Raw genomic sequence first — 16,212 nt, forward strand, 5'->3', positions numbered from 1 at the left:
CTGGAGGCCATCTACAGCGCTTGAGGCATGAGGCACTGCCCTTCCGGGAAGCGGTAGCCGGGTCAAGTGTCAGGGGCTGAGCAGCGTCAGCTGCCGCGGCGGAAGCAGTGCGACGAAGTCGCGATCCAGCGTCACCAGGTTTTCCTGGCGGGCAAGGACGGCGGCGGCAATCCAGCCGTCGCTGATGGCATTGCCGGTGAGCTGGTGTTGGCGGCAGAGCACCTCGAGCAAGGACCACTCCTCACCCAGCTGGATCCACTCGACTCCCTCGTGGGCCAGCAGAGCAGCCAGGAAGTCTTGTGCCGCCACCAGAGGGGTGGGTTCCACAAACACCCGCGGATGGGTCACCAGCCGAAGAAAGCCCGCTGTGACCATTGGCAGCGACCGCAGTCGCTCACCCCGGAGACAGGACGCCAGGGCCGCCTCTAACCAGACAATCGACACCCACCGCATGGTGGGGGTCATGGCCGGTTCAGGCCATCCGCGGCGTCCAGCAGCTGGCGATTACTGCGGGCATCAGCCACAGCAGGGGTAAGGCCACCCCGGCCGTGATGCACGGGCAATGGCAGCGGCCGGGACGACTCACTGGCCTTGGCCGCCTGACGCAAGCGCAGGGCCAGCCCCTCCTCGATCAGCCGCGTGAGAGTGAGGTGCTCGCGCGCTGCAAAAGCCTTGGCCTTAGCCAATAGGTCGTTGTTGAGGTTGAGCGTGGTGCGCACCAGCAGCCTGCGATGCAGATCTCAACGCTATCTGCCGAGTCCCGTTCTCATCCATGTGGTTGCTGGAAACAATTGCGCTCGCCTGGCTAGAGCTGGAACAGCGGCCTTCCAGCCATGACCCACGCCCCACCCGGCGCCCGCCAGATCGAGCGGCGCTCCCTGCAGATCGGCGTAGCAGCCAGCCTGGTGATGGCGGTGATGGGCATCAGTGTCTACGCCCTCTCGGGCTCTGAAGCTCTCCTGCTCGATGGTCTCTATTCCGGGGTAATGGCGGCCTCCAGCTGGATCGCCGCCCGCATCGGCGCCAACGTGGTGCGCCCACCCGATCGGGCGTACCCCTACGGCTACGACGGCCAGGAAGCGCTCTATGTGCTGTTCCGCTCCCTGGTGCTGATTGGGATCCTCAGCGTGGCCCTGATCACCGCCAGCACCACGATCGTGAATTACCTGGCCGGCCAGGCGGTGGAAGCCGTGCAGCTGCGCCCCGTGGCCGCCTACGCGGGCTTGATGGTGGTGCTCTGCCTGGCCCTGGCCTGGCGCCACGAGATCGACTGGCAGCGCAGCGGCCGTTGCAGCGAACTGCTGCGCACCGAAGCCCATGCCGCCCGCGTCGACGGGTTGATCAGTGGCGTGGCCGGGGCGGCGCTGCTCGGCGCACCCCTGCTCGAATCCACCCCCCTGCGAGCTTTGGGGCCGGTGGCGGATTCGGTGTTGGTGTTGGCCCTGGCCCTGGTGGTGCTGCCCGAGCCATTGCAGCAGTTCTGGCGAGCTCTGCGCCAAACAGCGGGAGCCGCCTGCGACCCGGCTCTGATCGCGCGTACCCGAACAGCGGTACAGGAGCTGCTCAGCGGCATGTCCACCTGGCTGCTCGATCTCACCGTGATGAAGGTGGGCCGCACCACCTTTGTGGTGGCCTACCTCAATCCGGCCATGCCGGTGGATGGCCCCTGGCTCGATCGCCTGCGCGAACGCATCGACCAACGCTGCAGCGAACTGCTGGGTCCGGTGCGCACCGAGGTGATCCTCACGGGGCAGGCGCCTTTCGCGGCGTGAAGCTCCAAGGCCAACTCCTAGGGTCAAGCCCATCCCGCCCGAGCCCACCGGTGACCACCAGCCCCGCCCCCACCTGGGACGTGATCGTGATCGGCTCGGGCATCGGCGGCCTGGTCACCGCCTCCCAACTGGCAGCGAAGGGAGCGAAAACGCTGGTGCTGGAGCGCTACCTGATTCCAGGGGGCTCGGGAGGCAGCTTCCGCCGCGAGGGCTACACCTTTGATGTAGGCGCCTCGATGATCTTTGGCTTCGGCGAGAAAGGTCACACCAACCTGCTCACCCGCGCCCTGGCCGATGTGGGCCAGCACTGCGACACGGTGCCCGATCCGGCCCAGCTCGAATACCACCTGCCCGGCGGGCTGAATGTGGCGGTGGATCGCGACTACGAAGCCTTTATCCACAGGCTCTCGGCCCTCTTCCCCCACGAGGCCAAAGGCATCCGCGCCTTTTACGACACCTGCTGGCAGGTGTTCAACTGCCTTGATGCGATGCCCCTGCTCTCGCTGGAAGACCCGGCCTACCTCGCGAAGGTGTTTTTCAAGGCGCCATTGGCTTGCCTGGGGTTAGCACGCTGGCTGCCGTTCAACGTGGGCGATGTGGCCCGCCAACACATCCAGGACGAACAGCTGCTCAGGCTGATCGACATGGAGTGCTTCTGCTGGAGCGTGATGCCGGCGGACCTCACGCCGATGATCAATGCGGGCATGGTGTTCTCCGATCGGCATGCCGGGGGGATCAACTACCCCAAGGGAGGCGTTGGGGTGATCGCCGAGAAACTGGTGGCCGGCCTCGAGAGCCATGGCGGCGAGATCCGCTACAAGGCACGCGTCACCAAGGTGTTGATCGAGAACGGGAAGGCCGTCGGCGTGCGGTTGGCTAATGGAGAGGAAATCCGTGCCCGCCGCGTGGTGAGCAACGCCACCCGCTGGGACACGTTTGAAACCCCGCAGGAAAACGCCGATGTGCAGCGTCCCAGAAGCGCTGCGCTCGTGGACGCCGCCCACACCCCCAAAGCGGAAACCACCTGGCGCCGCCGCTACAAGCCCTCCCCCTCCTTCCTCTCGCTGCACCTGGGCGTGGAGGCCTCGGTGATCCCCGAGGGTTTCCACTGCCATCACCTGCTGCTCGAAGACTGGGCCGAGATGGAGAGCGAGCAGGGTGTGGTCTTCGTGTCGATCCCCACGCTGCTTGATCCCTCCTTGGCGCCAGAAGGCCGGCACATCGTGCACACCTTCACCCCCAGCGACATTCAGGCTTGGGCCAAACTCAGCCCCGCGGAGTACAAAGCCAAGAAAAACGCCAACGCCGCAAGGCTGGTGCAGCGGCTCGAAGCAATCCTGCCGGGCCTCGGAGGCGCGATCCGCCACCAGGAGATCGGCACCCCGCGCACCCACCGCCGGTTCCTCGGCCGCATGGGCGGCAGCTATGGCCCGATCCCGGCACTGCGGCTACCCGGCCTACTGCCGATGCCCTTCAACCGCACCGGCGTGAACCACCTCTATTGCGTGGGTGATTCCTGCTTCCCAGGCCAGGGGCTCAATGCAGTGGCCTTCAGCGGATTTGCCTGCGCCCATCGGATCGGCGCAGACCTGGGGCTCAACCCCTGGAGACTGCAGGCGTGATCAGCGGCTGCGCCGATCGTGCTAGGCGTGGGGGATACGGCACGGCGGCCGCTCAAGCACCCGCCGCCATAAGGCTTCAGATTCACTTGCAGTGGTTACCGGGCTTCCGGGATTCGATCGAAATGCTGGACAACCGTTATGAAGGCTGTTCTGATCGCTCTGATCACTCTGTTGACCAATGACGACCAAGTCTCCATCATGGAACCTCTGCCATCGATCGAGCGAATCAAGTAGGAATTCCTTGAATCACTTTCACTCTGGGAACAGCCATAAAACAGAAGACTGACAACCAATACTGGCAATAGAGTGTCGCAACACGCACGCATGGAAGCGATCGAGGCATAGCCATTCCGCACAAAACTGCACTCCCGCGTATCACCTGGGCAGGCAAAGGCTTCCCCCAGATGGAAGAGACGTTGATACTAGGGTAGGTGAGCAAGAAAACTCAAGCTCGCTTAGAGCAGATTTAACTAAGATTGGAGTAATGCGCAGGCCGCTGCGGCAGCTGTCTCGCCAGAAAGAATCGCTCCATGAATGTAGCCAGGCCATTCAGTACTGACCTCAGTGCCAGCCCAGAAGATGCGACCAATGGGTTTACGCAAGTGAGATCCGAATTGAGTCCACGTTCCAGTTGTATAAAAGCTAGAATAAGCCCCACCAATCCACGGATTGGCAGGCCAGTTTCCCTCATGATATTCAAGCATGCCCTCTTTGGCTTCTACGCCAAGGAGAGCGACCAAATCATCAAGCACAGCTTCACGTCTCTCCTCTAAAGAAACAGAGCCATATTTTGTTGCCGCTTCGCCAGTAAGAAACGTTGCAAGAACACCGGGGCTTCCAGGGCGCGGATTCGTTGAATCGGCGACCAATTCAATCGCGTCCAACTTGCCTATTGCATAACCTGATAAATCTTGCTGGCGCCACCATGGGCTGTCATAAACAATTAAAGCCTTGATGATGGCACCCATTGGGGCACGCTGTGTCAGTTGATCCCTTGCTGCCGGCAAGGGTGGCTCATAGTGAATGCGAGCAGTGAGATGTGGAGGCATAGCAACGATGACTGCCTTACCTCGATACATATTCTTCGTAGTGGTCACATGAACTCCAGAGGAGGATTGCCGGATCAATAGCACCGGCTCATCTGTACGAACGGCTCCAGGTGGCAAGGATGCAGCAAGTCGTGGCGGAAACTGACCCGCACCACCATCAAAAAGCAGGGCTTCAGGAGTCTCACTCTGGGGAGAAACTCGTTGCGCCCAGGCAAAGTGCAACATGGAAGCTGATCCTGCTTCGAAGGCACCGTTACCTCCCCAGTTTCGAGCTACAACATCAACCCACCAGGCAGCGATGGGGGTGCCTGCGTTGCTCTGCAGCCAAGTAGCAATTGTCATGGTATCGAGCTCCCGTGCATTGGGGTGAGTCCACGGTGAAGCAGGGTTGATTGTCTTGGCGAGTGCTTCGATCTTTAGCCAAGTCGCGACGACGTCATCTCGATCGTGTTGAAGGATGTCAAGATCAGGCCATGGTCTTTCTAGGTCTTTGTTGTCGTAAGGGGTTGAGGGCCACGCATGGGAATGACGACTAAGACGGCCCTCATAGAGAAACGTATCATTCCCTCCGGAAGGAATAGGAAAAGTAGAAATATTCAGGTCTCGGGCGTAATCAAGTGTCTTGGTCTGGGTGAATCCAGCCCACTGGCCACCCAAATCAATCCACCCTGGTACGGCACCAGGGATACGACGCCCTTTAGAACCAACTTGCAAGCGCTGCAAGCGCCCTCCAAAGTGTGGCTGGGCCTCGAGAACGAGAACGTTGAGACCGCGTGCACAGAGGCTCCTAGCCGATGTCAAACCCGATACACCTGCACCAACCACAATGACATCTAAAATGGGGCAAGTGTTGTGAAGGCCATCGCTTCCCTCATGGGAGCCTGGAATTCCTGAAGGTGAAGCTGAAGCAGAAGTCAAGCCAGCCATCATGCCTCCGAATGCGAAAAGGACGCCTCCTCCTTAGTTTTGAGGGGCGCAATAGGTGAATGATATAACTGTAGCCAAAGCAAGCAAGAACGCGGCCAGGACCTTAAGAAGATTGTCATCATGCAGAGAGAAAACAACGGGTAAAATGGCTGGAACTGCCAAGATGCTGGGATTCACAAATGACAATTGTTCATGCTCTTGGAAAACGTGGTGTGATGCAGGACTGATTCAGGGTGTGTCAAAGGCATTCATACCGGCGCTGCGAGCATGAGATGAGGTCGGCGGGATTACCCACGGTCAGTGCCCCAAAGCATTTCTGTGGAACCGATCTCGATCTAGTCAGTCACCTAAAGGCGATCCAAGATGCCCGGATGCGGCGCGGTGAGCGCATCCAAGCTTGGTACCTGCTGCTGGTGGCAGTGCTTGGCATCCTGTGCAAGTGCGAGAATTTGCTCGACGTGGAGCATTTTGCCCAGCGCCATCACGTTGTGCTGAACGAAGCCCATGGCCTTGGGGTGAAGTATCCACTCTCCGATTCAACCTTTCGCTACTTCATCATGCAGAAAGAAGTAACTGGCGTCGACGCTGCCATCAGTGATTGGACAATCACAATCGCTCAGTCAGCAGCTGGGAAAACGCTAAATCCCATTCAGCGTAACGGATCACGAGAGTAGTCATGGACGTGATACCTGGGCTCTTCGGGCCAAAGAAGCGCCCGACCACATCAAAGAGAATTGAAACGGCGCCTACTGGATCGAGGAGGTGATCGCGACTGGCAGCCGAGATCATAAGCCGTTAAGGCCACGCACAGGTTCATCTCCAGCCTGCGCTCGACCCCAGAAGCCTTGCTACGACCAAGTAAGAGCACGCTGGAGCTTGTAGAGCTGGCACTGGATCTGTGACACCCAGCTGCGTGCCGGTGTCAACTACGTAGGCGGCTCGCGTCAATTACATAGGCGGGTAGGCAGAGACCTGAGAGACTGACCGATAACCGCACCGTGGCGAGACTCGCGATCCGCAGTTCAGCATGCACTAACATAAAGGAAAGAGAAATCTACCTTCTAGAAGAAGTAGACAACCAGTCAAATGAGCATCTCTCATCAAGATACAACGCTGAAGTCACTAGGCGTGAAGAGAATTGATCCGCTTGCCGGAAAAGATGAAATAATAAGACTGAATCGCATGTGCAGCAGCTCCAACGAAGAGCAGCTAACAGATTACGGCGGACAAAAGAGACAGGGCGATCACTTCTGGCTATTCGAACCAAGGACGAAGGAAGAAGCCGTGCTTGGCCTGACTCGCGCAAGTCAACTTAAGCTTGATGTCACGATCAGAGGATCTGGGCATTCGATGAATGGTAGCAGTATCCCGCAAAAGAATGGGTTATTGCTATTGACAACCAGCCTGAACAAAGTGGTTTTAACCTCAGATGGTAAAATAGAGGCTGAGGCAGGAGCTCAACTTCTAGTCGTTGACGATTACATCGGGCAGTTCGGGCTAAAGCTTCCAATAGTGAACGACGGTGGAGACCCAGCGCCAACCGTAGGCGGATTTATATGCGCAGGAGGATTTGGAGTGTGCTCGAAGGATTATGGTGGATTCTGGAACCACATCAGAAGCCTTGAGTACTGGACGCCAAAAGAGGGGGTTCGATGCATTACCCAAGAGACAGAAGAATTCTGGCAGATTTGTGCTTCTGGCAAGCCAAAAGGCGTGATTCTGTCAGCCAGCCTCATGACGCTTGGTCAATACACAGGCACTAGAGTGGAAGCAACATTGCAGTTTAAATATGTCGTGCATCCGAATCGGATTTGGTTTACGTTTATTGCCCCAATAAGAAAGTCAGCTTCACTCAGGAGAGCCCTGATCCGGCTAGATAGAGACTTGCGACAGTATTGGGAGGGGCTGCCACCCTACGAGTACATGATCAAAAGCCAAGGCCGCGGGACACCCGATGGGTTCTACCCAGAACATGATGGATCGCTGGCGGCGATGGGAGTGTGGGGAGAAGTAACTACAAAAACAGCTCAGAATATTGATGCTATTATGGAAAGAGTTAGCGCATTCACCAACAGAGAGACATATGCGAAGAGATACTGGCAGTCAGAACTCTAGCGATCTTTGCTATGGGCTGGGGCAAAGCCTCCTAGACCTTTGGAGAGAGCCAAATACAGATATTTATGCTAGGAGACTAAAGGAAGTCGGAAACAGCCTGATTGAGTTTGGATTGATCGCCACATGGCAAGCACACCGTTTACAGCTAATAGAAATGGGCGAAGATGCGCCAGAGCAGCAATATAGTATGGCCAGAACATTAGTGAGCAATGCTGAGTCTTTGTTAAGTGAGTTATCAGCACGTGCCGATAAGTTAGATGTTAGAGACGAAGTACGACTACTTAGCTTGATAACCGTTGGATTGAGTGGCGGGCAAGAGCTGCCATCATCCATAACAATAAATCTGAAGCCATCCCGGGAAGCAGTAGATATTTACAGCATTGCAAGTTTCATCGCTAGAAACTTTGATACAACAAGAATTGTTTACGGAGCTCTGAAAAAGAACAACTGTCAGTCAAGGACGATGGATTCTCTTCTTTATTACACGAGCATCAAGGAGACAGCGCTCATTCAACGCGGAGAAATTGCGAGGAATGAGGAGCCAATGATTTTAACACCTTGGGAAGATCTGAACATTGTCATAAGTCATCTTAGAGCAGCAGTTCACCTTGTACACTGCCTCGAATGGGATCATGCAAATAGCAAGTGCGACGAGGTTCTGAATATCTTTCCCCAGTGTTGCGAGGCAAAGTGGCTAAGGACTTCGATAGCACTTCGCAATCACGACAGAAATAGATGCGCTTACTGGACAATGCTCAAAGACTGCGAACTACTTGGAGCTCACACAATTGAAAGAACAAAAGCTCTGATCAACGGTCCTAAGATAGAATGCCTATGCAATGTCTTGGATCATAATCCAGGATGGGGAATGGACCAGGCGTACGAAAGACTCGCCAAGTCAGTTGAGGCGCAGAAATTACATCTAGCTGGGATGTATACCAGAGCGAAAGAGATTATCGAGAGCACGGCCGATAGAGAGATAGCAAGCAGCAGTTATGATCCTTTTGAACTGGCGCTACTTGCGTCACAAGTTGAAGACATTGATCCTAACGAATGGGAGAAAAGAGCTGTCTGCAAGCAGAATATTAGCGACATAGGCATCGTAGTAGTTTCAGGCCCGGCAGGCCCATACATGAGCAATGTAGAGCACTCTCTTACTAGCAGCGGATTTGATGGTCTTGTCAGACTAGATGAATGCTTTAAAGCAATGGAAATGATGATAGAAGAGAGATACAAGAAGAAGTATCCCCAAGACTTGGCGAGATTGGGGGAGCAAGAGATAATAGAGCTCAGGCAGTTTCTCTGGCAGAATATAGCCTTTACGCATGGAGGCAAGACATTAGACAAGTTAGTATGGTGTAGTGATGCGGCTTATCGATACATCGGCCTGGCAGTAATCCTATTTGCAGAGTGCACTGCTCTTCTTTGCCTGCCCCCAGTTGAACAACTGATAATTGCTCAGTATGCACAAATGGCGGGCTACTCGTACAAGCACGCAACGGCCACACTGTCAGAGCTAGTTGCACATCTAGTGGACTACACGACAATAAGCAATGCATGGAATTTATTGTGTAGAAGCAAGGTGATCATGATCCCCATGGCATGCCATTCAGGCGATGAAATACTTAGGCATTGCAACGAGGCGCTCGGCATAGAAGGTTGTCAACAACTCGCCAATTCAGAAGAGCTATTGGAGAGCTTGTTGCCACAACAGTCTCAATACGAAGAATTATTCGAAATGCTGGAGGAGTTCGGAGATGATTTAAGCTCTATCGAGCAAGCATTTAGCAGAGGCGGCGAGCTATGAAGAAAACAGTGTCAGATAGCTATCGACATCCCTTCCCGGATGACTGGGTTAGCTACATTAATGCATTATTAATCTATAATCAAGACTACAAAGAGAATGATTTGGTGCTGAGGCGGTTACGACAGGATATCAAAGGACGATTAGAAGCTGAAATGTACAACATGATTTCGAGATCAGAGGTGAATCCTGAGCAAATGGTAGACAGCAATAGAATTTCAAAAATCTATGATTATATTTATGAACACAGAATCTGGCCAGTTCGAGGGGTAGGGGCGGGCCACTGTGTAGCAGGCATCGATCCTCTGGGTCCATTTCCTGATCCAGATCTAATAGATGGCCTAGCATCAGTTGCCCAACAACATATGAGCATCAGAGAAGAACTCCATAAGGTTGGGAGAAGAATATCAACAGATACTCGTGAGTTTATTTACAAGGGGACATGGCGCTCAATCTCCCTTTGGGAATCAAGTCAAGCAGGCAGCCTGCCAGCACAAGGGCTGTTCAAAAAAACCATGGATGCACTTCTTTCAATACCTCTGTTCGAGATGATATATTCAGCCAGTGAGAAGAGAGCTGATTTCAGAGGCTTCACAGTGAGATTCTCAATGCTAAAACCAGGCGCACATATCCTGCCGCACTATGGCCTTACCAATACACGGCTGAGGATCCAGATTCCGATAGAAGTACCCGCTGGTGAACTTTTCATTTATTCTCACAATCAAGTACGGACCTGGACACTAGGTACTCCACTTCTTCTGAATGATGCATTTATCCATGGAGTACAAAATAATTCAGACGGTGATAGGATCGTGCTTCTTGTAGACATCCCCCATCCTGATGCACTGGAGGTCGACTATAGGTCTTATTAGGAATTATGATGCCTGAGATTCCATCCCTGAAGAAAGCGATTGAGATTCTACATCTTGGGTCAGATCTCAAAACACCGTACAGCAGAAATGTAGGTCCGTTACTAGAGAGCACTCCAGCACTTCTCCCAATGCTTGCTGGAACCGAATATCGGATTAACGGCTTAAGTACAGAGTGTGACTTCCTCATGTGCTTCCAGACTTGCGATCTGAAGAGCTTGAGCCGAGCTCTAATGTTAAGACGCCAGAACAGCGATAGGTTGATTGCGCAGATCGTCAACGCATGTAATCTCTGCTGCGAGAATCTACGCGTAGTAAGTATGTTTGACCATATATGGTTTGAATGTGACGCAGAGCCGAGCAATTCGCTTAGCATATTCCTTGGAACCGACTATAATGGAAATCTGTGCGTCAGCCAGAAAGAGCTGTTAAAAGTTGCTACTGCACTTGACTTGCTAGAGTCACTATATTCAGTAACGGAAGGCAGACAACGAGTTTACGGTGTGGCCAACTCGATCATCCAAGAACTAGGCGGGTGTGCAATCTGCGAGGTTGGCTTCATGGGAAGGGCGGGAGAGGAGGCACATGTCAAGTTACTGATGGCCAGCGATGATAGCATCTCAAAAGAGGTCTTCCTTGAAAGATGCAGAAGACTTTCACAAGAACTAGATGTAGTCCTATCAAAGACGTATGTAAGTGGTTTCTTAGAAACGATCCTGAGCTACGACTGCGCAATCCATCTTTCTGCTTCTATTTATGCGAAGAAGCAGAAATATGCTTTAGAATTTAAGCCAGCTTACGATCCAGATCAGGCGGAAAGATATTGTTCCTTTTGGAATACTATTAGAGATGCTCTCAAGATCAGAACTGATGCAGATTGGATGAATACTGCGTTCGCCGCAGCGCAGCCACACAATAATGTAGTACGTGTAAGCTCAAGGCTCCACCATATCAAGTTATTTGCCGAAGATACCGGAGAACTTGGTATAAAGGTCTATCGTGACCTTAGGACTGAACCTAGTTTTTTATCCTAAAGAATCATGAAAGATAATCCGTTGATTATTGTGCTCAAACTCGTCATCGCTGATCCGGAACTACGTCACCTATTTATTCGTAGACCAGGTAGAGTCTTCAAAATTCTTGGGCTAGGTTGTCCTATGGATATGGTCGGAAAGAATGGAAGATTCTGTCCAGTTATGCCAGAGCTTCCAGAAGGAGAAGCCGCATATGATATTGAACATGAGTATTGGGCAGAGTGGCTGGCTGGAGGTCTAGATCAATTGAAAGACTTTAGAAGAGTAGTGGGTGATCGCGACAGGTTCCCTTCAAGATCAGCATTTAAAAGTAAACGGGACTGGGAACAATTTGTTGAGCGAATTAAGGTAGAGATCAGAGATACTCTAGATCGTCTTCACCAAACTGAAAGCGGCAAGACTTAGACATTTTCACAGGACATGTTGTCGCATTTAGGAACTTTCCGATAGATTGTTATCGAAATGTGGTTCATTCTAAAATCAGACATTCCCGTCAGTCTCGCAGATCTGACTGTACAGGGCGACTGCACGGGCATAACCTACGGCGTCAGTCTGTATAGCCGCAGATACATGATTGGCAATTACATTTCTAATGCCCGGTACACGGCTTCCAATATTGCTCATCAAGGCATTCATGTTCAGGGAGTCAAGGGGTACCTGTATTAGATCTGCAAGCATTGGTATAACCTTAGCAAGATTGGTCAGTGGGGTGGTACAGAGTTGGGATGGAGGTATAGCATTCTGTACACGCAGGACGGATCTGCGCCAGAATAAAAAGAGTTGTAATACTATCGGCACAATATATTCCTCATTATCAAGGTTATGGTATAGTGTAACAGGATCTAATCCGGCGGCTTGATAGCTGCCATATCGTGATGTCCAAGCCAAATCTGCATTACTAGGTGAGGATACAAGGGATGCGCCAACTCCGACAAGCATACTGAGATATGACTCAGCCCAACTCATGGGATCACGAAGCACCTGTAGATACAGCGTAGATGGAGGTAGAAGCTTATAGACTTCTGGTGCGACGAGGTGAAGAAAAGTGCTGGAGTCGACAGTGGCTCTTATTAGCCTCTGTCTTCTTACTAAGAGTTTAGAGAGTTGCTGATGTGTAATAAGACCTTCTAGATAGTCGAGAATAAATCCAACTGTTAGATCATGCAGGCCCTCATGAGTGCCGCCAACTGGCTCAAATATCCGGCCGATGGTAGTAGAGCCTGTCTTCGGCAAGCTAAGATTAACAAGTCTGGGTCTCTGAAGAAGCACTGATAGATGCTATCCAAACAACTGTCGTCAGTATACATGTGCACGCGCTCTGAGATCTTCAAGGACAAGCTCTGATGGATGGTACTGAACGGAGGTAGGTACTGAATCCGCAAGATCACGAACAATCTGACAAGCAGTTGCCGCACACTGAACCGAACCATTGCGAAATATGCCGCCAACGCTGAAAGCAAGAAGATCAACCGAAAATTCAGACAAGAACAATGGGTATCGAGTTAAGAATCTAATCCTCGCACGCCGAGGGGAAACAAGATGCAGTACTTTCGAGAGATCCGATAAGACACTCTTGTACTTACGAAACAGCTGCTTCTGATCAGTCAGAGGTACAAAGAGTGTAAACCACACGATATTCTTTGTCGTATCCGATTGAAGGGTGGGTAGAGAGGCTGTGAATCCGACGGGATAGATTCGGGACACATCTAACGGCTTTATGATAAGATTAAGTTCTGAGATAAAACAATCAAGACTTCCTCCTGAACCACTCAACTCCCAGAATAGATCGTCAGTATGATGAACTCTGGTCGGCGGAGAATGACTAGGATGGCAGCAGATGAGCGAGTCAACATTCTCCCAGAATCCACCATACTCTTCCGATCGGCTACCAAAACCACCGGCGAGAAAATAACCTGCGACGGTCGGTCCAGCCTTAATGGCATCTGGGAGTACCGGAAGATGCCAACCCAATCGATTTAAGAACTCTTCAAGTACACCGATCTGAACACCTGCCTGCACTGTTATGAGGCCAGGCTCCTGGAAATGAACCTGGCGGAGAGATGAGGTCACCAACAGTCGATTACGTGTGCTTGGTATAGACCGTCCGTGCATTGAGTGCCCACTACCTCTATAGGTAAGGAGGTCGCTAGAATCTACAGAAGAGAGTAATCTATAGCACTCTTCATTGGAATCTGGGATGTAGATATCACCCTTGAATCCGCACGAGATTACTCCACCATAATCAGTCAGAAACTTGTTGGAGTCTTGGCCACATGCCGCATTAAGTAGAGCAACAAATGCAGAATGGTCAGCTGCTGAACCCGCGCAGATCTTCATGGGATCTAGTGTGTTAGGGCATTTTCTATAAACATCTACAATGTCTAAGCAAAAAGGGCGAAAGCAATGATGCCAACGCCCATGTGTTATAATCGAATTGCAGAATGCAGAGAATCCTACAATACAGACTGAAGATCTGGGCTTAACGGGCTCTGTATGTCAGAGAAAGTTGCAGGAATGTATGGATCTTGCAGGCCGTAGCTCGAGGCCTTATTAATTACAGCTGCTGTCAGATCCAGAATACTATCGTAGGTTTCAGCTTGAGAATGAGCCCATTTGGTAAGGGCTGTTCTTCTTTCGCCGAATACATATTCCTGTAAAGCATCCACTGTTTGATTAAACTGCTTCCGCTTGCCAATCAGTTGATCATATGACTTGATTAGCTCAACACCCAGCACTGAACTTTCAATCAATCCATCTCGCCATTCGTAAATGTGCTTGGATTTATTTTTCCCTTCACTCATGAGAATGCTATCAATATTTAGCAGGCCTAATTCTGCAAGTTCTTCTCCATGAGGATTGCCAATGATGGAATCCTGATGAATAAATGTTCCAACGTGGTCACCATCTAAGAAGACCTCAGTAGCTTGTCCGACCACTCTTGCTGAAAGGGCTGAGCCATTGGGCAAGTCAAGGTACTCAATCTTATCTTCCGAAGTAAGGTCAGTTACAATGAACTCAGATCCATCGTCACCTACTGACTTAAGACTGATTGTCAAATGATCTCTGCCTGAACCAAGTGTCACTCGACTTGCCTCATCAGAGAGGAGTGAGAGCTCAATTTTATCGTGTCCACTACCAGCGTCAATTACGTGAGCGCCGTAATGCACCTTAATGAAATCATTACCGCCGTTTGCTTCAATCACATCCGAATCATTATCGGATAAGCCATCGTGTGAACCTACAATAATCTTATCTGCGTGCTCGGAGCCAGATACGTAGTCATTACCTGAGTGTGTGTAAGCGATCTGTCCCCTGCCTCGCATATATATCTGGTCGCCATAAACAGACCCTTTAAGGGTGGCATACTTGCGTCCTGTGTCGTACATTGCACCAACTTCAACTACATCACCATTCAGTTTAACTTCAGGAATGTAGTCGTCAGAGAGCGGGGCATCTTCAGGTGACTGCAAGCCGGCACGCAGCAATCCTGAACTAGAAGGCTTAACTAGCGTTGTTTGGGTTGTGGTGAAGTTGAAAGAGTTTTGGTTGGTGATTACTCCAGTAGCAAGCAAATTGCCTTGATTAGCGTTAACCATTACACCATTAGGTGTAAGGCCGTAATAATTAGACCACCAGATCGCATTACCTGCAGTGTTGGTAAGAGTATTTCCCCACTGATCGGATTGAACAACGGTCCCAGAAATTGACACCGGGGCCGTATAAGGCATATTAATTTGCTGATTCGTGTACATCATTTGAACCTGAATCTTGTATCCAGGTTCAACGGTGTAGGTGTTGGATAGGCTGTTTGAAATCGTCTGCGATTGACTGGTGCCAGTTGATGAGGAGCTATCAATAGTTGTAGAGTTAGTGACGGATGTATTGACGCTAGCCCCAATGCCTGCGAATTCTGCAGATACTTCAGTTCCGACAGAAATTTCAGTCGTATTGCTAAAGCCTTGGGTAGTGGAGGTATTGGATTCTGCTGTTTCGCTCGCCTCGAAAGTAATGGTCTGCGTTATTGGGGTTGAACCCTGAGTGTTGTCAATGGTGCTCACTAGAGCTGCGCCTTGAGCGTTTTGAGCTACATCCTGGCTCGACGTAAGAACTGGAGTGCCGTAGGTAATATCACCAACGTTTTGACTAATGATTGCGCCACCCGTGTTCATCGCTAACCCATAGCCACCATTCAGATAAGTCAGGTTGGCTTGAGAACCTTGCTGCGAAGCGCTCCAGCCGTTCCAGTTATCTACGTTGAACGTGTTGCCCCCACCTGTCGATATATTGGATAGGCCATAAATTGTGTAGCTGTGCGAACCACCCCAGCCATCCTTGTAGGATCCTGTGCCTGATTTGAAAGACTTATTAAATTGGTTCTGAACCCAGAAGGGCGTCATGCCCCAAGCCAAGGCTTGGTTTACGTTACTAACGACACCCATTGTAGGCATTTGAGAAAACTATCCTATTTTAGCCGTTCCAGCCGGGCGCAGCCGCTTCGTAAAGTTTCCACACAATTGATCGTCTGTCCTGCCTCGAGGCCCATCGCAACCGGACGAGCTATAAACAAGTTGTTGGCTATCCGACGCAGGCCCGAGCCTCGTTGTTGCAGGACAACGCTCATGGCATTAAAGGGACAGGGCTGACTGAAAGTCATTTCAGCCTGTCTCGCTCGAGCTGATGCCAACCCAATCGAGCATTCGCTTGATGTCATGGGCCACGGCCATCAAGCCTGCACGGATCGATCGGAAACCGTTGCAGCGCAGCAGGTTGAGGGCCAAGATCCGCAGCAGGGCCAACACCTGCACCCCATTGCGCTGGCTGTAGCGATGGGCGTCCTCACCGAGCTGCGTGTCACGTGGCCAGTGCCATTGGTTTTCGATCGCCCAGCGCTGGCGCACAAGCCGGATCGCGGGAGCTCGTACAGCCGCTCAGGATCCCGAGTACCCAGGGCCTATTAGAAGTCACTCTGAGGAGCTCGCTGCCGTCGCGGGCTCCTGCCACCCCAGCAGCCTGAGCAACC

14 protein-coding genes are annotated in these 16,212 nt (G+C 51.9%); 8 read left to right on the forward strand and 6 right to left on the reverse strand.

Translation table 11 applies throughout. The annotated features are described in order from the left end of the window. Positions 1–69: 69 nt before the first annotated feature. Entirely contained in the window at positions 70–465 is a 396-nt protein-coding gene (locus H9532_RS10675) for a hypothetical protein (protein WP_296368219.1), read from the reverse strand. Next, positions 462–719 carry a hypothetical protein gene (locus H9532_RS10680; RefSeq protein ID WP_296368222.1) on the reverse strand — a complete coding sequence of 86 codons (258 nt, stop codon included), beginning with the start codon at positions 717–719 and terminating at the stop codon, positions 462–464. Before H9532_RS10680 ends, H9532_RS10675 begins: the two co-directional genes overlap by 4 nt. Positions 720–833: 114 nt before the next feature. Between H9532_RS10680 and H9532_RS10685 the strand changes: the two genes are divergently transcribed. After that, on the forward strand, positions 834–1,772 hold the full coding sequence (locus H9532_RS10685; protein ID WP_296368224.1) for a cation transporter: 939 nt from the start codon (positions 834–836) through the stop codon (positions 1,770–1,772). 50 nt (positions 1,773–1,822) lie between these two features. Beyond that, positions 1,823–3,394 (forward strand): carotenoid isomerase, encoded by a 1,572-nt coding sequence (gene crtH / locus H9532_RS10690; protein ID WP_296368225.1) that lies wholly within the window; start codon positions 1,823–1,825, stop codon positions 3,392–3,394. Between the two features lie 470 nt (positions 3,395–3,864). Here crtH and H9532_RS10695 read toward each other — a convergent pair whose 3' ends face one another. Next, positions 3,865–5,373, reverse strand: a complete 1,509-nt coding sequence (locus tag H9532_RS10695) for an FAD-dependent oxidoreductase (protein WP_366664560.1) — start codon at positions 5,371–5,373, stop codon at positions 3,865–3,867. 269 nt (positions 5,374–5,642) lie between these two features. Between H9532_RS10695 and H9532_RS10700 the strand changes: the two genes are divergently transcribed. The 6 genes from H9532_RS10700 (at position 5,643) to H9532_RS10725 (ending at position 11,597) form a co-directional block, all read left to right on the forward strand. Beyond that, positions 5,643–6,044: a transposase family protein gene (locus H9532_RS10700; protein ID WP_296368229.1), complete on the forward strand. Its 402-nt coding sequence runs from the start codon at positions 5,643–5,645 to the stop codon at positions 6,042–6,044. A gap of 412 nt (positions 6,045–6,456) precedes the next feature. Then, a complete protein-coding gene (locus H9532_RS10705) occupies positions 6,457–7,485 on the forward strand; it encodes an FAD-binding oxidoreductase (protein WP_296368231.1) in 1,029 nt (342 codons plus the stop codon). Further along, the gene (locus H9532_RS10710) at positions 7,454–9,292 is read left to right on the forward strand and encodes a hypothetical protein (protein ID WP_296368233.1); all 1,839 of its coding nucleotides are present in this window, start codon (positions 7,454–7,456) and stop codon (positions 9,290–9,292) included. Before H9532_RS10705 ends, H9532_RS10710 begins: the two co-directional genes overlap by 32 nt. Continuing rightward, positions 9,289–10,161 (forward strand): aspartyl/asparaginyl beta-hydroxylase domain-containing protein, encoded by an 873-nt coding sequence (locus H9532_RS10715; RefSeq protein WP_296368235.1) that lies wholly within the window; start codon positions 9,289–9,291, stop codon positions 10,159–10,161. The genes H9532_RS10710 and H9532_RS10715 overlap by 4 nt, the downstream gene beginning before the upstream one ends. Before the next feature lie 8 nt (positions 10,162–10,169). Continuing rightward, positions 10,170–11,192 carry a hypothetical protein gene (locus H9532_RS10720; RefSeq protein ID WP_296368237.1) on the forward strand — a complete coding sequence of 341 codons (1,023 nt, stop codon included), beginning with the start codon at positions 10,170–10,172 and terminating at the stop codon, positions 11,190–11,192. A 6-nt stretch (positions 11,193–11,198) separates the two neighbouring features. Continuing rightward, on the forward strand, positions 11,199–11,597 hold the full coding sequence (locus H9532_RS10725; RefSeq protein WP_296368240.1) for a hypothetical protein: 399 nt from the start codon (positions 11,199–11,201) through the stop codon (positions 11,595–11,597). Positions 11,598–12,488: 891 nt separating this feature from the next. Here H9532_RS10725 and H9532_RS10730 read toward each other — a convergent pair. The 3 genes from H9532_RS10730 to H9532_RS10740 all read right to left on the reverse strand — a co-directional run bounded on the left by H9532_RS10730 (position 12,489) and on the right by H9532_RS10740 (position 16,090). Next, positions 12,489–13,529: an FAD-binding protein gene (locus H9532_RS10730; RefSeq protein ID WP_296368242.1), complete on the reverse strand. Its 1,041-nt coding sequence runs from the start codon at positions 13,527–13,529 to the stop codon at positions 12,489–12,491. A 116-nt stretch (positions 13,530–13,645) separates the two neighbouring features. Then, a complete protein-coding gene (locus H9532_RS10735; RefSeq protein WP_296368244.1) occupies positions 13,646–15,589 on the reverse strand; it encodes an aerolysin family beta-barrel pore-forming toxin in 1,944 nt (647 codons plus the stop codon). 258 nt (positions 15,590–15,847) lie between these two features. Next, positions 15,848–16,090, reverse strand: a complete 243-nt coding sequence (locus H9532_RS10740) for a transposase (RefSeq protein ID WP_296368246.1) — start codon at positions 16,088–16,090, stop codon at positions 15,848–15,850. Positions 16,091–16,212: the final 122 nt, after the last annotated feature.

The organism is Vulcanococcus sp. Clear-D1 (genome assembly GCF_014654725.1).
Taxonomy (GTDB): Bacteria; Cyanobacteriota; Cyanobacteriia; order PCC-6307; family Cyanobiaceae; genus Vulcanococcus.

Excerpts from the sequence above, each read along its gene's own strand:
- H9532_RS10710 (WP_296368233.1), top strand. The coding sequence starts at position 7,454 with ATGCGAAGAGATACTGGCAGTCAGAACTCTAGCGATCTTTGCTATGGG.
- H9532_RS10730 (WP_296368242.1), bottom strand. The coding sequence starts at position 13,529 with ATGAAGATCTGCGCGGGTTCAGCAGCTGACCATTCTGCATTTGTTGCT.
- H9532_RS10715 (WP_296368235.1), top strand. The coding sequence starts at position 9,289 with ATGAAGAAAACAGTGTCAGATAGCTATCGACATCCCTTCCCGGATGAC.
- H9532_RS10685 (WP_296368224.1), top strand. The coding sequence starts at position 834 with ATGACCCACGCCCCACCCGGCGCCCGCCAGATCGAGCGGCGCTCCCTG.
- H9532_RS10705 (WP_296368231.1), top strand. The coding sequence starts at position 6,457 with ATGAGCATCTCTCATCAAGATACAACGCTGAAGTCACTAGGCGTGAAG.
- H9532_RS10725 (WP_296368240.1), top strand. The coding sequence starts at position 11,199 with ATGAAAGATAATCCGTTGATTATTGTGCTCAAACTCGTCATCGCTGAT.
- H9532_RS10700 (WP_296368229.1), top strand. The coding sequence starts at position 5,643 with ATGAGGTCGGCGGGATTACCCACGGTCAGTGCCCCAAAGCATTTCTGT.
- H9532_RS10675 (WP_296368219.1), bottom strand. The coding sequence starts at position 465 with ATGACCCCCACCATGCGGTGGGTGTCGATTGTCTGGTTAGAGGCGGCC.
- H9532_RS10735 (WP_296368244.1), bottom strand. The coding sequence starts at position 15,589 with ATGACGCCCTTCTGGGTTCAGAACCAATTTAATAAGTCTTTCAAATCA.
- H9532_RS10695 (WP_366664560.1), bottom strand. The coding sequence starts at position 5,373 with ATGATGGCTGGCTTGACTTCTGCTTCAGCTTCACCTTCAGGAATTCCA.
- H9532_RS10720 (WP_296368237.1), top strand. The coding sequence starts at position 10,170 with ATGCCTGAGATTCCATCCCTGAAGAAAGCGATTGAGATTCTACATCTT.